Below are 14,956 nucleotides of genomic sequence, written 5' to 3' on the forward strand. Positions count from 1 at the left end.
CGTCCGCCCCAGGTCGGCGTACCGAAGGACAGGAGGTACTCCACCCATCGGCTCCCAGCCCCGCCTCGCAACTCCCCCAGCACGACCGATTTCCCGCCAACTTCCTGCCACTCGGTACGCCGCCCCCGCATCCGGCAGCTACTGGCAGTCAGGTTCGTACAGTCGCCCGCTGAACGCCACCGTCTGCAGGCAGGAGCCGCTGTCGCGCCCATCGGGTGGGCCGCGACGCAGGAGGGGCGTGGGATTAGACGCGGCGGCCGGCCCAGGTCCAGGCGTAGACGCCGTCATCCACCGCGGTGCCGCCCTCGCCGAGTTCCAGGGGACGGAAGGTGTCGACCATGACCGCCAGTTCCTCGAACCGGTCCGCACCAAGAGACGCCTCGATGGCCGACGGTTGCGGGCCGTGCGCGTAGCCACCGGGATGCAGGGAGATGGAGCCGAGGCCGATGCCTGAACCCTTGCGAGCTTCGTAGTCGCCGCCGCAGTAGAACATGACCTCGTCGGAGTCCACGTTCGAGTGGTAGTACGGCACGGGCACCGACAGCGGGTGGTAGTCGACCTTCCGCGGAACGAAGTTGCAGATGACGAAGTTGTTGCCTTCGAAGACCTGGTGCACGGGTGGCGGCTGGTGGATGCGGCCGGTGATCGGCTCGTAGTCGCTCACGTTGAAGGTGTACGGGTAGAGGCAACCGTCCCAGCCGACCACGTCGAAGGGGTGGGTCGCATAGGTCATCCGGCTGCCGACGATCCCGCTCGGCCCGTTGCCCCGGTGCTTGAGGAGCACCTCCACATCGTTGCCCTCGACAACGAAGACGCCACCCGGCGTCTGCAGATCGCGTTCGCAGTACGGCGCATGCTCGAGGAACTGGCCAAAGCGACTGAGATAACGCTTCGGCGGGGCGATGTGGCTGTTCGCCTCGATGCAGTAGGCCTGTACTCCGTCCGCGCCCGGCAGCCAGCGGTGCGTGGTGGCTCGCGGGATGATCACGTAGTCGCCCTCGGCCGCGGTGAGCACGCCGAACACGGTCTCGACGGTCGCCGAGCCCCGCTCGACGTAGACACACTCGTCGCCGATCGCGTTGCGGTAGTACGGCGACGGCTCGGCGGCCACGACGTACGAGATCCGGACGTCGCCGTTGCCCAGCACGAGCCGGCGGTGCTCGACCGGGTTGTTGTCGATGCCGGCCTTGAACAGGTCGTGCAGTTTCAGGTGACGCGGTGTCAGCGGATGGTTCGGCGTGGTCGAGAGGTCCGGCAACTCCCAGACCTGCGAATCGACGATCGCCGACGGCACCCCCGCGTGGTACAGCAGCGACGAGTCGGATGAGAACCCCTCCTCGCCCATCAGTTCCTCGTAGTACAGCCCGCCGTCGGGCTTGCGGAACTGGGTGTGTCGCTTCGGCGGGATCTGCCCGACCTGCCGGTAGTGCGCCATGGCTCCTTCTTCCGGACGGAACACACCGGTGACCGACCGGTGTCGTACGTTTATCGGACGCTTGTGTCCGCTTACCGAAAGCATCCGTTAGGCTCACCAGCATGTCAACCATCCCTGCCCTGTTCCGGCACCTGGTCGACGACGCGGCGATGTTCCCGCCCGGGGACCTGCCCCTGGTCGAGGCCGTGGCCGCGCACCGGGCGCACCGGAAGTCGGACCACGCAGACCTCGTCGGCCCGTTCGTGTGCACCGATGACGACCTGATGAAGGTCGCCGCCGAGGGGGCCCGCACCGGCGGCGGCCCGCTCGAGGTCAGCGTGGTCATCATCGGCGGCGCCGGCGGCATCGAGCCGGCCGTCCGGTACGGCGACCGCTCGGCCGACGTGGTCGTCAAGTCGGTCGAGGTGCGTCTGCGCGACGAGGACGACCTGTCCCGCAACGCGCTCCGGGTGGTCCGCGTCTGCGACGACTGCCTGGACGAGGAGAACGCCTTCGTCGAGATCGGCCTGGACGGCGCCTGGGAGCGGGCGCTCGACGTGGTCGCCGACGCGGGATACGCGGCCAAACTGCGCACCGGCGGCCTCGACGCCTCGCTGTTCCCGAACGCGGACCAGGTCGCGGCGTTCATCACCGCCTGCCTGGACCGCGAGGTCGCGTTCAAGTGCACCGCCGGCCTGCACAACGCGGTCCGGCACACCGCGGCCGACACCGGATTCGAGCACCACGGCTTCCTCAACGTCCTGCTCGCCACCCGGGCCTCGCTCGACGGAGCCGCCCAGGACGAGATGGCCGCGCTGCTGGAGAATCGCGACGGCGAACCACTCGCCGCACAGGCGAGGACCTTGTCCGAAGCCCAGGCCGTCGGCACCAGGAAGTGGTTCACCTCGTTCGGCTCGTGCAGCATCGACGAACCCCGTCACGACCTGACCGAACTCGGCCTGCTGGAGTCCAAGTGACCTGGATCGAAATCCCCGCGAACTCCCCGTTCGGACCCGAGAACCTGCCGCTCGGCATCTTCCGGGTCGGGGACGAGGAGCCCCGGGTGGGCGCCGCGATCGGCGACCAGGTGATCGATCTGGCGCTGGTCGCGTCGGCGCAGATGCTGGACGGCGCGCAGGTCTTCGCCGAGCCGACGCTGAACGCGTTCCTCGCGCGCGGCCCGCGGACCTGGCACGCGACCCGCGGGTGGCTGCTGCAACTGGTCTGGAACTCCAACGAACGGGACGCGGTCGAGCCGCACCTGATCCCGCAGTCCGCGGTGACGATGCTGATGCCGTTCGAGGTCGCGGACTACGTCGACTTCTACGCCTCCGAGCGGCACGCGACGAACCTCGGCCGGCTGTTCCGGCCCGACTCCGCACCGCTGCTGCCGAACTGGAAGCACCTGCCGGTCGGCTACCACGGCCGCGCCGGCACAGTGGTTGCCAGCGGCACCGACATCGTCCGCCCTTCGGGGCAGCGGAAGGCCCCGGCCGACGACGCCCCGACGTACGGGCCGTCGCAGCGGCTCGACATCGAGGTGGAGCTCGGCTTCGTCGTCGGGAGCCCGTCGAAGCTCGGAAAGCCTGTCTCCGTTGACGATTTCAGGGACCATGTGTACGGCGTGGTCGTGGTGAACGACTGGTCCGCCAGGGACCTGCAGGCCTGGGAGTACGTGCCACTCGGGCCGTTCCTCGGCAAGTCGTTCGCCACCTCGATCTCCCCCTGGGTGGTCTCGCTGGAGGCACTCGAGGCCGCGGCCGTCCCGCTCGGCAAGCAGGAACCGCCCGTCCTCCCGTACCTCGCGGGCGACAGGCTGACGAACTACGACATCACCTTCGAGGTGTACCTGAACGGCCAGCTCGTCAGCAGTCCGCCGTACAAGGAGATGTACTGGTCGCCGGCCCAGATGCTCGCTCATCTGTCGGTGAACGGCGCCTCTGTCCGCACGGGCGACCTCTTCGCCTCCGGCACGGTCTCCGGGGTCAGGAAGGATCAACGCGGCTCGTTCATCGAGCTGAGTTGGGGCGGTCGCGAGCCGCTGACCGTGAACGGCGAGGAGCGCACCTTCCTGCAGGACGGCGACGAGGTCACCATCACCGCCCACGCCACCGCCGCCGACGGCACCCTCATCGGCCTCGGCTCCGTCACCGGCCGCATCCTCCCAGCCATCTGAAGCCCCTCGAAGCCCGTCCCCGGTTGACCGACCGGAGGCGGGCTTTGTGCTGTCAAAACCACCAATCCTGTTCATAACTGTTCGTTTCTCTTGACTGATGCTCGTTCCTGCGCACAGAATCCGGATCGACACCCCTTCCGTCCTTCCAGGAGTGCACCCGTGATTCCCATTCGCCCAGCGGCTCTGACCGCCGCTCTCGCCCTCACCGGCGGCCTTCTCGTGGCCGCCCCAGCACTGACCGTCCCCGCACAGGCCGCCCCGACCGCGGCAGACCCGCCCACCCTCAGCTCGAACGAGCTGACCGTCACCGTCGGCGCCGACTTCCCGCGCGTCATCCGGTACGCCGACAACGCGTCCGGCAAGACCCTCGGCGGCCAGCCCGACGCCATCTCCACGATCACTATCAACGGCACCGCCCGGACCGCGCACCTGGCCGGCCCACCGACGATCACCAGCAGCCGGGCGTCGTACAAGCTGGCCTTCGACGCGCTCCCCGGAGTCGAGCTCGACGCCGGCCTGGCCGTGACCGGCCGGGTGACCACGTTCAGCATCGACGCGATCCGCGACACCGAGACCAGCCGGGTGAACACGATCGACATCCCCGACCACGACCTGGTCTCCGTCGCCAGCACCGACGCCGGCGCGACCACCGCCTTCACCACGCTGGACCCGGACTCCACCCGTACCGCGGACAAGATCAGCCCGGTCACCCCGACGACTCCGGCCGAGCCCGCGGCCACCGGAGCGGCGTACGCGTTGGTCAACACGAACGAGCTGGCCGCCGGGATCGAATCGAACTCCGTTTACGACAAACCGTCCGGGCAGTCCGTGGACGACGGTGCGCGTTTCTGGCACCGCGCTCGCAAGGCCGCCGACGGGACCAGTCGGGTCGGCGTGTGGAGCGGCCAGTGGACGTACCGCGCCGACACCTCGCCGTACACCGAGCCGCTCCCCTGGGCGAAGGTCGTCGTGACGCCGGACGCGAACGACGACAAGACCGTCGACTGGCAGGACGGCGCGATCGCGTTCCGCTCGATCATGACCGAGCCGAAGGGCGGCGACCAGGTGAAGAACCGGGTCGTCACGCACATCCCGTTCAACTTCGCCAGCCAGGCGACGCACCCGTTCCTGCGAACGCTCGACGACGTGAAGCGCATCTCGCTGGCCACTGACGGACTCGGCCAGATGGCGCTGCTGAAGGGCTACGGCTCCGAGGGTCACGACTCCGCGCACCCCGACTACGGCGGCAACTACAACATTCGCGCCGGCGGTCTCGCCGACCTGAACACGCTGCTGAAGAAGGGCAAGGACTGGAACGCCGCGTTCGGCGTACACGTGAACGCGACAGAGTCGTACCCCGAGGCGAACGCGTTCAGCGAGGATCTGGTGGACAAGTCCAGCAAGGGCTGGAACTGGCTGAACCAGAGCTACTACATCAAGCAGCGCCCGGACCTTGCCACCGGCAACATCGTGAAGCGCTTCCAGCAACTGCGGGACGAGACCGACCAGAACCTGCAGGAGCTCTACATCGACGTGTACTACCAGTCCGGCTGGCTGGCGGACGGCCTGACCAGGCAGCTCGCCGACCAGGGCTGGCAGGTCGCCACCGAGTGGGCGGACAGGCACGAGCGCACCTCGCTGTGGTCGCACTGGGCCAACGACCTCGACTACGGCGGTGCCACCAACAAGGGCCTCAACAGCAAGATCATCCGGTTCGTCCGCAACCATGAGAAGGACGTCTGGAACGCCGACCCGATCCTCGGCCAGTCGTCGATCGTCGAGTTCGAGGGCTGGACCAGCGAGACCGACTGGAACAAGTTCTACGCCAACGTCTGGCAGCGCAACCTGCCGGCCAAGTTCCTCCAGCAGCAGCAGATCAGCGACTGGAACCCGAACGAGATCGCCTTCACCGGCGGCGTCCGCGGCACCGTCGAGAACGGCAAGCGCAGCCTGTACGTCGGTGCGGCCAAGGTGCTCGACGGCGACAAGTACCTGCTCCCGTGGGACAACGACAAGAAGCTCTACCACTACAACCCTGAGGGCGGCCCGACTGCATGGCAGGTGCCGGCGGCGCTGGCGAGCACGAGCAAGTTCACCGTCTACAAACTGACCGACACCGGCCGGGTCAAGGTGACCACGGCACCCGTCCGCAAGGGCGTCGTGACCCTGAACGCCGAGCCTGGTCAGCCGTACGTCCTGTACCCCGACCAGGCCCCGGCTCCGCAGGCGGCCAACTGGGGCGAGGGCAGCCACCTGAAGGACCCGGGCTTCAACGCGGGTGATCTGAAGGCCTGGAGCCCGACCGGTTCCGCGAAGCTCGACACCCTGGCCAACGGACAGCACGTCGCCGTCCTCGGACCCGAGCAGACCGCCCTCAAGCAGGTGATCACCGGGCTCACCAACGGCCGAACGTACAGCGCCTCCGCGTGGATCGAGGTCGAACCGGGCAAGTCCCGCAGGACCACGATCTCGGTGAACGGCGTCAACACCTCGCTCAGCCGCTCCACGGCACAGAACAAGGTCGCGTCCGACGACAAGCAAGACCTGTACTACCAGCGGGCGCGCGTGCTCTTCGACGCCACCGGCTCCACCGCCGACCTGAGCATCGGAGCCGCGGCCGGCAACACCAAGGTCCGCATCGACGACGTCCGGGTGGTGGAGACGAAGCGGCCGAGCGCCGGCCTGGTGGACGACTTCGAGAACGTCGACCAGGGCTGGGGACCGTTTGTGAAGGGCGATGCGGGTGGCACCACGGACCCGCGGACCAGCCTGCTGAAGAAGCACGCGCCGTACACGCAGGCCGGCTGGAACGGCAAGCTCGTCGACGACGTGCTCGACGGCGACTGGTCGCTCAAGTCGCACGAGGAGAACGAGGGCCTCGTCTACCGGACCGCACCGTGGACGGTCGACTTCAAGCCGGGCCACAAGTACAAGGTCAGCTTCGACTACGAGAGCGGCCAGGCCGGCCAGTACACCTGGGTGCAGGGTGTCGACCGCCCGCAGTCCGTCGAGGTGAAGTCCACCCCGATCGGCGCGCAGCGGACCAAGGCGACCTTCGACCAGGAGTTCGTGGCCGGTTGCGGCGGCGACTACTGGGTCGGCCTCCGCAAGCTGTCATCCGGTGGCGACCAGGCCGACTTCATCATGGACAACTTCGCCGTCACCGACCTGGGCGCGTCCAGCGAAGCCGCCGACTGTACTTCGCTGAGCCTGTCCGGAGCGGGCCTCAACGGCATGGTCTCGGGCGAGGCGAACACGGTGGTCACCACCTTCGCCAACAACGACGTAGTTGCCGTCAGCAACATCACGCTGGCCCTCACGGCTCCGACCGGGTGGACCGTCGAGGCAACCACTCCGGCGACCCACCCGACGGTTGCCGCCGGCACCAGTGTCATCACGACCTGGAACGTCACCCCACCGGCCGGAACACCCGAGGGCAAGTACGTGCTCACGGCAACCGGTGGTACGGCGACGACCACGGCCGAGGCGACCCTCCTGCCGCCCGGGATCGTGCCGCAGTCGAGGATCAAGGTGGCCGACGTGAGCAGCGAGGATGTCGCCACAGGCGGTCCGGCGACCGCCGCACTCGACGGAAACCCGAGCACCCTTTGGCATTCCGCCTGGTCCGAGGTCTCCACCCCGGCCACGTATCCGCACCACATCACGCTGGACCTCGGTACCACGTACCAGGTGGACGGGTTCGGCTACCTGCCTCGGCAGAGTGGCACGAACGGGATGTTCAAGGGCTACGAGATCTACGTGAGCACGGACGGGCAGGACTGGGGTGCGCCGGTGAAGACCGGTGAGTTCCCCAACTCCATCGCCGTGCAGCGGGTCGACTTCCCCGCGAAGGCCGGCCGCTACGTGAAGTTCGTCGGCACCAGCTCGCTGAACGGCGCGGTCTTCGGATCGGCCGCGGAACTGAACGTCTACGGCACCCGGTAGGAACTGCCCGAACAGCAGACAGCGGCGCCATCTCCCCCGGGAATGGCGCCGCTGTCCTGGGTTAGTAGCTGTACTGGGTTACTTGACGACGTTGACCGAGTAGGTGGCCTGGCTGGTCACCTAGGCGATTAGTTGTGTTACGACTCCGTCTGAGGATTGCCGGGGAGAACCAGCCGGGCGCAGGCGCCGCCGCCGGGCGCCGTACCGAAGGTGAGTTCCGCGCCGAGGACTTTCGCGTGGCCGGCGGCGATGGTGAGGCCGAGGCCGTGGCCGACCCCACGCTCGGCCATCCCGGACCTGAACCGACGGGGGCCCTCGGCAATCAACTCTTCGGGATAACCGTTGCCGTGGTCGACTACCTCGATGGTCCGGCCCTCCACCGTCACCTCGATCGGCGGCCGTCCGTGCCGCAGACCGTTGACGATCAGGTTGGCCAGGATCCGCTCGATCCGGCGGGAGTCGGTGGACACCACTTCCTCCGGGTCGACCCGGTGCACGACCACGCTGTCCGGGGCGAGCGACTGCTGCATCCGAAGCCGGCCGACCGCGGAGCCGACGAACGCGCCGAGGCCGACGTGTTCCAGATCGGCCTGCTCGACACCGGAGTCGAACCGCGCGATCTCCAGCAGATCCTCCACCAGCCGCCGCAGGACTTTCGCGCGGTCCCGGACCAGTTCACTCGGACGGCCGGGCGGCAACAGCTCAGCGGCCGTCAGCAGGCCGGTCACCGGCGTTCGCAGGTCGTGTGCGACGTCCGCGGTGAACCGGCGCTCGGCTTCCAGTTGGCCCCGCAGGGAACTGGCCATCGTGTCCAGCGCTGTGGCCAGCGATTGCACCTCGTCCTTGCCTTTGCCAGCCGCTTCCGCGGCCGAGGCATCGAGATCACCGCCCGCGATGCGACGCGCGGTACCGGCGACCGCGACGATGCGGCGGGACAGGCTGCCGGCCGCGACGACACTGACCAGGGCGACCAGGGCCACCGTGCCGATTCCGCCCAGGATGAGGGCGCGGCGCAGCGCGCTCATGGACACGTCGTCGGTGTCGTAGTCCTGCACGATCGACAGGATCCGGCCGTCCTTGACCCCGACGGCGGCCCACATCTTCGCGTTCGGCGACGCCGTCTTGAAGGTGGCCCGCTTGCCTTCCAGCACCGCCTCCCGCAACTGCGGCGGCAGGTCCGGATCGTCCAGCCGGGCGCCGAGGCCCTGCACGTCGGTGCGGTTGTAGATCTCCGCGGCGGACTGGATCCGTTCGTCGGCGAAGCTGCGGGTCCGGTCCAGCCGGGACGACTGTGCCTGGGTGTAGACCGCGACGCAGAGCACCAGGATCGCGAGTGAGGAGACGAGCAGGATGATCAGGCCCAGTTTGCTGCGGAGGCCCACATCAACCCCGCAGCTTGTACCCGAATCCGCGTACCGTCTCGATCCGGTCCGCGCCGATCTTGGTCCGCAACCGCTGCAGGTGGACGTCGACCAGCCGGCCGTCGCCACCCCACTCGTAGTCCCAGACCCGCTGCAAGAGGGTGGACCTGCTCAGCACCACTCCCGGGTTGTTCGCGAACTCGATCAGCAGCTTCAGCTCGGTCGGCGTGAGCTGCACGGTGCTGCCGGCCCGGCGGACCTCCAGCGCCTCGCGGTCGAGCTCGAGGTCGCCGAACGACTCGATGCTCGCGCCCGTCGACGGCGCGGGCCGCTCCGGGTCCGCGACCGCACGGCGCATCACGGCGCGCAGCCGGGCCACCAGGACCTGGGTGTCGAACGGCTTGGTGACGTAGTCGTCGGCGCCGGCTTCGAGGCCCAGGACCACGTCGAGCGCGTCGCCGCGGGCGGAGACCATCACGATCGGGACCGTGCTGGACTCCCGGATCCGCCGGCACACCGAGATGCCGTCCAGACCGGGCAGCATGATGTCCAGCATCACCGCGTCCGGGTGCAGCTTCTCGAAACTCCCGATCGCCTCCAGGCCGTCCTCGGCCGTGGTGACGTCGTACCCGTGGCGTTCAAGGCTCAACTGGGTCGCCTCACGGATCACCGCGTCGTCCTCGACCATCAGGATGTGCGCTGCCGGTTCTTCCGGTACCACCGAAGTTCAGTCTCCCTTTTGATCCTGCGAGCTCACCTTGGTCATCTGGCCGCCGAGCCAACGGTAGACCTCTACCCGGGTTCCAGACGGGCAACAGGGCTTGTCGTCAAGGTCGAATATCTCCGACTGGACGATCAGCTCGCCTTGCCTACCGGCATTGATCTTCAACTGTTGAGCCGCGATACTCCAAACCCGGCGTGGCGGCGACGGCTCCGGCGCGATCAGGAACGCGCCGAAGACGAAGGGGTCCAACGTCTGGATCAGCACCACCTGCTGGGGCCGGCCGGTGTGCATCGCGTCGACGGTGGGGCCAGGCTTCAGGCAGCGCGTGGTCACGGTGCACTTGTCCAGCACCTTGCGCGACTGCTCGTCCAGCTTCTTGTCTGCCAGCAGGATCTTGCGGACCTGGTCCAGGCTCAGGGTGACGGCCGGGACGGCTTTCGCTGTCGGCTCCTCGTTCGGCACGAACCCCTGTTTGGTCGACATCGACGGCGTCGACGCGGGGGCGGGCACGTCGGAGTCCTCGACCCGCAGCCCGCTGCCGTTCGCACAACCGGCCAGGGCCAGCAGGCTCCCTGCGGCCAGTGCAGCCGGGATCAGCTGCCGTGCGCGCCTGGGTCTCCTCCTGCCTTGCCTCAAAATCTCCCCCGCTGGTTCAGTCAACTGCCTTCCATAGTGCGGGCGGCACGTCACATTCGACGGCCATGAACGTCCTGTGACCGCGGCAGTTCCGTTGCGGTTGAATCACAGAACCGGAAAGAACCCTCACGTCACGACCTTGCCGGGATTGAGGATGTTCTTCGGGTCCAGCGCGGCCTTGATCGCGTGGTGCACCGAGACCGCCACCGGACCGATCTCCTGGACCAGCCAGTCCCGCTTCAGCACGCCCACCCCGTGCTCGCCGGTGATGGTGCCGCCGAGCTCCAGACCGATCTCCATGATCCGGTCGAACGCCACCTGGGCGCGGCGGGCCTGCTCGGGGTCCGTCGCGTCGAAGACCACGGTCGGGTGCATGTTGCCGTCCCCCGCGTGGCCGAGCACGCCGACGGTGATGTCCAGCTTGGCGGAGAGCTCCTCGATCGCGCCGATGAAGTCGGCCAGCCGCGACCGCGGTACGCAGACGTCGTCGATCATCGTGGTGCCCAGCGTCTCCAGCGCGGTCAGCGCCACCCGGCGCGCCTCGAGCAGCAGTTCGCCCTCGGCCGGGTCGTCCGCCTCGATGCACTCGATCGCGCCGTACTCGCGGCAGAGCTTCGCCACCGTCGCCACGTCCGCGGCACCGGCCTCGCCGCCCGCGTCCGACTGCGCGATCAGCATCGCGGCGGCCTCGGTCGGCAGGTCCATCCGCTTGTAGTCGTTGACCGCCGAGATGGTGGTGCGGTCCATGATCTCCAGCAACGACAGCGAGACGCCGCTGCGGATGATCTCGATGATCGCGTTGCCGGCCGTCACGCCCGAGTCGAACAGCGCCGCCATCGTGCGCGGCCGGGCCGCCGCCGGACGTAGCGCCAGCGTGGCCTCGGTGATGATGCCGAGGGTGCCCTCGCTGCCCACGATCAGCTTGGTCAGGTCGTAGCCCGCGACGCCCTTGACGGTACGGCGCCCGGTCCGCAGCACCTGGCCGTCGGCGAGGACGACCTCGAGGCCGAGCACGTAGTCCGTGGTGACGCCGTACTTGACGCAGCACAGGCCGCCCGAGTTCGTCGACAGGTTGCCGCCGATCGAGCAGAACTCCCAGCTGGACGGGTCCGGCGGGTAGAAGAGTCCCTGCTCGGCGACGGCGCGCGACAGCACCGCGTTGAAGACGCCCGGCTGCGTCACGACGTACCGGTCGACGGGCTGGATCTCGAGGATCTTGTCCATCTTCTCCAGGGACACCACGATGCAGCCGTCCAGCGCGTTCGCGGCACCGGACAGGCCGGACCGCGCGCCCTGCGGCACGACGGGCACCCCCGCCTCGGCGGCGATCCGCACCGCCGCCTGGACGTGCGCCGTCTCGCGCGCCAGCACGACCGCGATCGGCTCACCGGCCGGGCAGAACATCGCCCGGTCGTAGCGGTAGCTCTGGATCCGGTCATGATCGGTTACCAGCGCCTCCGGCGGCAGCACCTTCCGGAGACGCTCGACTAGATCGTTCATACCAGTTGAGCCTAGTGCGCCCACGGGGATGTGGCAGGCCTTGTCAGCGGGTCCGGCTGGTCGCGTTCTCCGAGATCTCCTCGAAGCCGCCACCGTAGTTGTGGAACTCGCGCGCGACCGCTACGAACGTGACCCGGCGGTCGGTCGACTTCACCTTCGGCGTCCGGCACGTTCGCTGCCCGGCGATCACCGCGTCGGTGCCGCCGCCGCTGTCGCACGACAACGTCCGGCCCGCGTTGGCGCCGCCGTACTGGACCAGGTACACGTTCGCCTTCGCGTTCTTCGGCAGCCGCGAGATCATCGTGATCTCGGCCCAGTACCGCGAACAGCTGTCCCGGACCAGTCGGACGCTGCCGAAGCCGGGTGGCTTGTGGTCGCGCAGGATCCTGTTGGACGAGATGGAGGTCGCACCCGAGCAACTGGCGGCTTCGGCCGCCTGAGCTGGCGTGGCCACGGCGAGAACGCCCACTCCGGCCAGGCCCGCGGTGCTGAGCAGAATGCCCAGTGTCTTCATCGAAAACCCTTCCTGAGCGTACGCCCCGACGCACACTCAGTGGGCAGGGTACGCGAACCTCCCCTGACCTGACAGTCAATCCGGTAATCGGACAATGAACGCGCCCGGAACGGAGTGTCCCGGGCGCGTCACCGTGCGTGTCGCGAAGTTACCGATCAGTCGGGCGGTCAGAGGTTGCCGCGGCGCTCCTGCTCGCGCTCGATCGCCTCGAACAGCGCCTTGAAGTTGCCCTTGCCGAAGCCGAGCGAGCCGTGTCGCTCGATCAGCTCGTAGAACACCGTCGGCCGGTCCCCGATCGGCTTGGTGAAGATCTGCAGCAGGTAGCCGTCCTCGTCCCGGTCGACCAGGATCTTGCGCTTCTGCAGCTCCTCGATCGGCGCCCGCACGTTGCCGATCCGGGCCCGCAGCTCCGGGTCCTCGTAGTAGGAGTTGGGCGTCTCCAGGAACTCCACGCCGTTGGACCGCATGATGTCGACGGTGCGCAGGATGTCGTTGGTGGCCAGCGCGATGTGCTGGGCACCGGCGCCGTCGTAGAACTCCAGGAACTCGTCGATCTGCGACTTCTTCTTCGCGATGGCCGGCTCGTTCAGCGGGAACTTGACCCGGTGGTTGCCGTTGGCGACCACCTTGCTCATCAGCGCGGAGTAGTCGGTGGCGATGTCGTCGCCGATGAACTCCGCCATGTTCACGAAGCCCATCACCTTGTTGTAGAACGTCACCCACTCGTCCATCAGGCCGAGCTCGACGTTGCCGACCACGTGGTCGACGGCCTGGAAGAGCCGCTTCGGGTGCCCCTCGGGCCGGACCACCGAGGTCTCGGCCTCGACGAACCCCGGCAGGTACGGGCCGTGGTACCCGCTGCGGTCGATCAGCGAGTGCCGGGTGTCCCCGTACGCCGCGATCGCGGCGCGGCGGACCGTGCCGTGCTCGTCGGTCACGTCGTGCGGCTCCTCCAGCACGGTGGCGCCCGCGGCCCGCGCGTGCTTGATGCACTTGTCCACGTCCGGCACCTCGAGCGAGATGTCGCTGACGCCGTCGCCGTGCTTGCGGTGGTGGTCGTGCAGCGGGCTGGCCGGGTGCACGCCCCCGGTGATGACGAATCGCGCCGACCCCGCCTTCAGCACGAACGCCTTGCTGTCCTTGTTGCCGGTCTCCGGGCCGGAGTAGCCGACCAGATCCATCCCGAAGGCGAGCTGGTAGTACTTCGCGGTCTGGGTGGCGTTGCCGACGACGAACACCACGGCGTCCATCGCGGTCACCGGGAACGGGTCGGTGCTCTCGTCGTAGGGCACCAGTCCGACGAGCTGCTTCAGCTGGTCGAGGTCGAGATCGGCGTCGAGCTCGGCGGGGGTGAGGTCGGTGCTGGTCATCGGGGTCCTCCCGGTCGGTGGGGCGGTCGGGTTCGGCTTGGTGGTGAGCTTGGCCGCAGGCGGACAGGTTGCGCAACAGTTCTCTGTTTGACTGCGCAGGTTGACCAGTATTCTCTAGGTTCTATTGGGCTATTTGGTCACCATGACTAGGAGGAAGCCAGTGACTGGAGTGGACGCGCTGGACGCGCGCATCCTCGACCTGTTCGCCGCCGAGCCGCGGGTCGGCGTACTGGAGGCCTCGCGCCGGCTGGGGGTGGCCCGCGGGACCGTGCAGGCCCGGCTGGACCGGTTGCAGCGCGACGGCGTGGTCCGCGGCTGGGGCCCGGACGTGGACACCACCGCCATCGGCTACCCGGTGACCGCGTTCGCGACCCTGCAGATCGAACAGGGCTCAGGCCACACCGCGGTAGCAGCCGCCCTGGCCACGATCCCCGAGGTCCTGGAGGTCCACACGATCACCGGCGCCGAAGACCTCTGGTGCCGCATAGTCGCCCGCTCCAACGCAGACCTCCAACGCGTCATCGACCAGGTGGTCATCGTCCAAGGCATCCAACGCGCCTCCACCGTCATTGCCCTGGCCGAACAGATCCCCCACCGAGTCCTCCCGCTCCTGCACGCCGCCACGAAACCGTGATTCTCGGGCGTGTCGCGGGCGGTCACGCGAGGCGTTTGGCCACTTCCACGGCGGCGCGGGCTACTCGGGGGCCGACGAAGTCGCGGTCGAGCTTGCCGAGGACAACGACGCCGATCGAGGCTTCGACGCCCGGAACACCGAGCACCGGGGAGGAGACGCCCTGGGCGCCGGCCTGGAGTTCGCCGGCGGTGATGACGAAGGGGCGACCGGCCGGATCCGGCTTGCGGCGGCCCGCGAGGATGGCCTTGCCGGCGGCGCCCTGGTCGAGCGCGTGCCGCGATCCCATCCGGTACGACACGTGGAAATCGGTCCAGCTCGGCTCGATCACCGCGATGGCGAGCGCCTCATCACCGTCAGCCACGGTCAGGTGTGCCGTCGCGCCGGTGTCCTCGGCCAGCGAGCGCAGTACCGGCAGGGCCGCGTCGCGAAGGGTGGGCTGGACGCGGCGGCTGTAGTGCAGCACGGCCAGCCCGAGCCTGGCTCTGCCCTCACTGTCGCGCCGGACCAGCCGGTGCAGCTCGAGCGTGTTCACCAAGCGATAGACGACGGTCCGGCTGACGCTCAGCGCGGCGGCCAGTTCGGTGATGGACAGGCCGTCCGGGGCGTCCGCCAGCAACTCGAGGACGGTGAGTCCCCGGTCGAGAGTCTGGGACGTCTCTGCGGGCACAGGCGAAGCGTATCC

At 68.4% G+C, this 14,956-nt stretch carries 12 protein-coding genes; 4 read left to right on the forward strand and 8 right to left on the reverse strand.

Annotation, left to right across the window (positions count from 1 at the left end; all coding sequences use genetic code 11):
- Positions 1 to 244 precede the first annotated feature (244 nt).
- Positions 245 to 1,435, reverse strand: a complete 1,191-nt coding sequence (locus EV644_RS01685; protein ID WP_132187290.1) for a homogentisate 1,2-dioxygenase — start codon at positions 1,433 to 1,435, stop codon at positions 245 to 247.
- Positions 1,436 to 1,536: 101 nt separating this feature from the next.
- Between EV644_RS01685 and EV644_RS01690 the strand changes: the two genes are divergently transcribed.
- From EV644_RS01690 to EV644_RS01700, 3 genes are all read left to right on the forward strand, one after another.
- A complete protein-coding gene (locus EV644_RS01690; protein ID WP_132187289.1) occupies positions 1,537 to 2,391 on the forward strand; it encodes a hypothetical protein in 855 nt (284 codons plus the stop codon).
- A complete protein-coding gene (gene fahA, locus EV644_RS01695; RefSeq protein ID WP_132187288.1) occupies positions 2,388 to 3,590 on the forward strand; it encodes a fumarylacetoacetase in 1,203 nt (400 codons plus the stop codon). Before EV644_RS01690 ends, fahA begins: the two co-directional genes overlap by 4 nt.
- A 159-nt stretch (positions 3,591 to 3,749) precedes the next feature.
- Entirely contained in the window at positions 3,750 to 7,535 is a 3,786-nt protein-coding gene (locus EV644_RS01700) for an endo-alpha-N-acetylgalactosaminidase family protein (RefSeq protein ID WP_241997844.1), read from the forward strand.
- Positions 7,536 to 7,672: 137 nt separating this feature from the next.
- Here the strand turns inward: EV644_RS01700 and EV644_RS01705 are convergent, their stop codons facing one another.
- The 6 genes from EV644_RS01705 to hppD form a co-directional block, all read right to left on the reverse strand.
- Positions 7,673 to 8,917, reverse strand: coding sequence for a HAMP domain-containing sensor histidine kinase (locus EV644_RS01705; RefSeq protein WP_132187287.1), 1,245 nt, complete (start codon positions 8,915 to 8,917; stop codon positions 7,673 to 7,675).
- A 1-nt stretch (position 8,918) separates the two neighbouring features.
- Positions 8,919 to 9,617: a two-component system response regulator CseB gene (gene cseB, locus EV644_RS01710; protein WP_132187286.1), complete on the reverse strand. Its 699-nt coding sequence runs from the start codon at positions 9,615 to 9,617 to the stop codon at positions 8,919 to 8,921.
- A gap of 6 nt (positions 9,618 to 9,623) precedes the next feature.
- The gene (locus EV644_RS01715) at positions 9,624 to 10,280 is read right to left on the reverse strand and encodes a hypothetical protein (RefSeq protein ID WP_241997843.1); all 657 of its coding nucleotides are present in this window, start codon (positions 10,278 to 10,280) and stop codon (positions 9,624 to 9,626) included.
- A 102-nt stretch (positions 10,281 to 10,382) separates the two neighbouring features.
- Complete coding sequence (locus tag EV644_RS01720) at positions 10,383 to 11,756, reverse strand: FAD-binding oxidoreductase (protein WP_132187285.1); 1,374 nt, start codon at positions 11,754 to 11,756, stop codon at positions 10,383 to 10,385.
- A 43-nt stretch (positions 11,757 to 11,799) separates the two neighbouring features.
- Positions 11,800 to 12,270 (reverse strand): hypothetical protein, encoded by a 471-nt coding sequence (locus EV644_RS01725; protein WP_132187284.1) that lies wholly within the window; start codon positions 12,268 to 12,270, stop codon positions 11,800 to 11,802.
- A gap of 167 nt (positions 12,271 to 12,437) precedes the next feature.
- The gene (gene hppD, locus EV644_RS01730) at positions 12,438 to 13,640 is read right to left on the reverse strand and encodes a 4-hydroxyphenylpyruvate dioxygenase (protein WP_132187283.1); all 1,203 of its coding nucleotides are present in this window, start codon (positions 13,638 to 13,640) and stop codon (positions 12,438 to 12,440) included.
- A gap of 160 nt (positions 13,641 to 13,800) precedes the next feature.
- Here hppD and EV644_RS01735 point away from each other — a divergent pair, with 160 nt between their 5' ends.
- Positions 13,801 to 14,274 carry an Lrp/AsnC family transcriptional regulator gene (locus EV644_RS01735; RefSeq protein WP_241997841.1) on the forward strand — a complete coding sequence of 158 codons (474 nt, stop codon included), beginning with the start codon at positions 13,801 to 13,803 and terminating at the stop codon, positions 14,272 to 14,274.
- 22 nt (positions 14,275 to 14,296) lie between these two features.
- Here the strand turns inward: EV644_RS01735 and EV644_RS01740 are convergent, their stop codons facing one another.
- On the reverse strand, positions 14,297 to 14,941 hold the full coding sequence (locus EV644_RS01740) for an IclR family transcriptional regulator (RefSeq protein WP_132187281.1): 645 nt from the start codon (positions 14,939 to 14,941) through the stop codon (positions 14,297 to 14,299).
- Positions 14,942 to 14,956 lie beyond the last annotated feature (15 nt).

This window comes from Kribbella orskensis (assembly GCF_004342085.1).
Lineage (GTDB): Bacteria > Actinomycetota > Actinomycetes > Propionibacteriales > Kribbellaceae > Kribbella > Kribbella orskensis.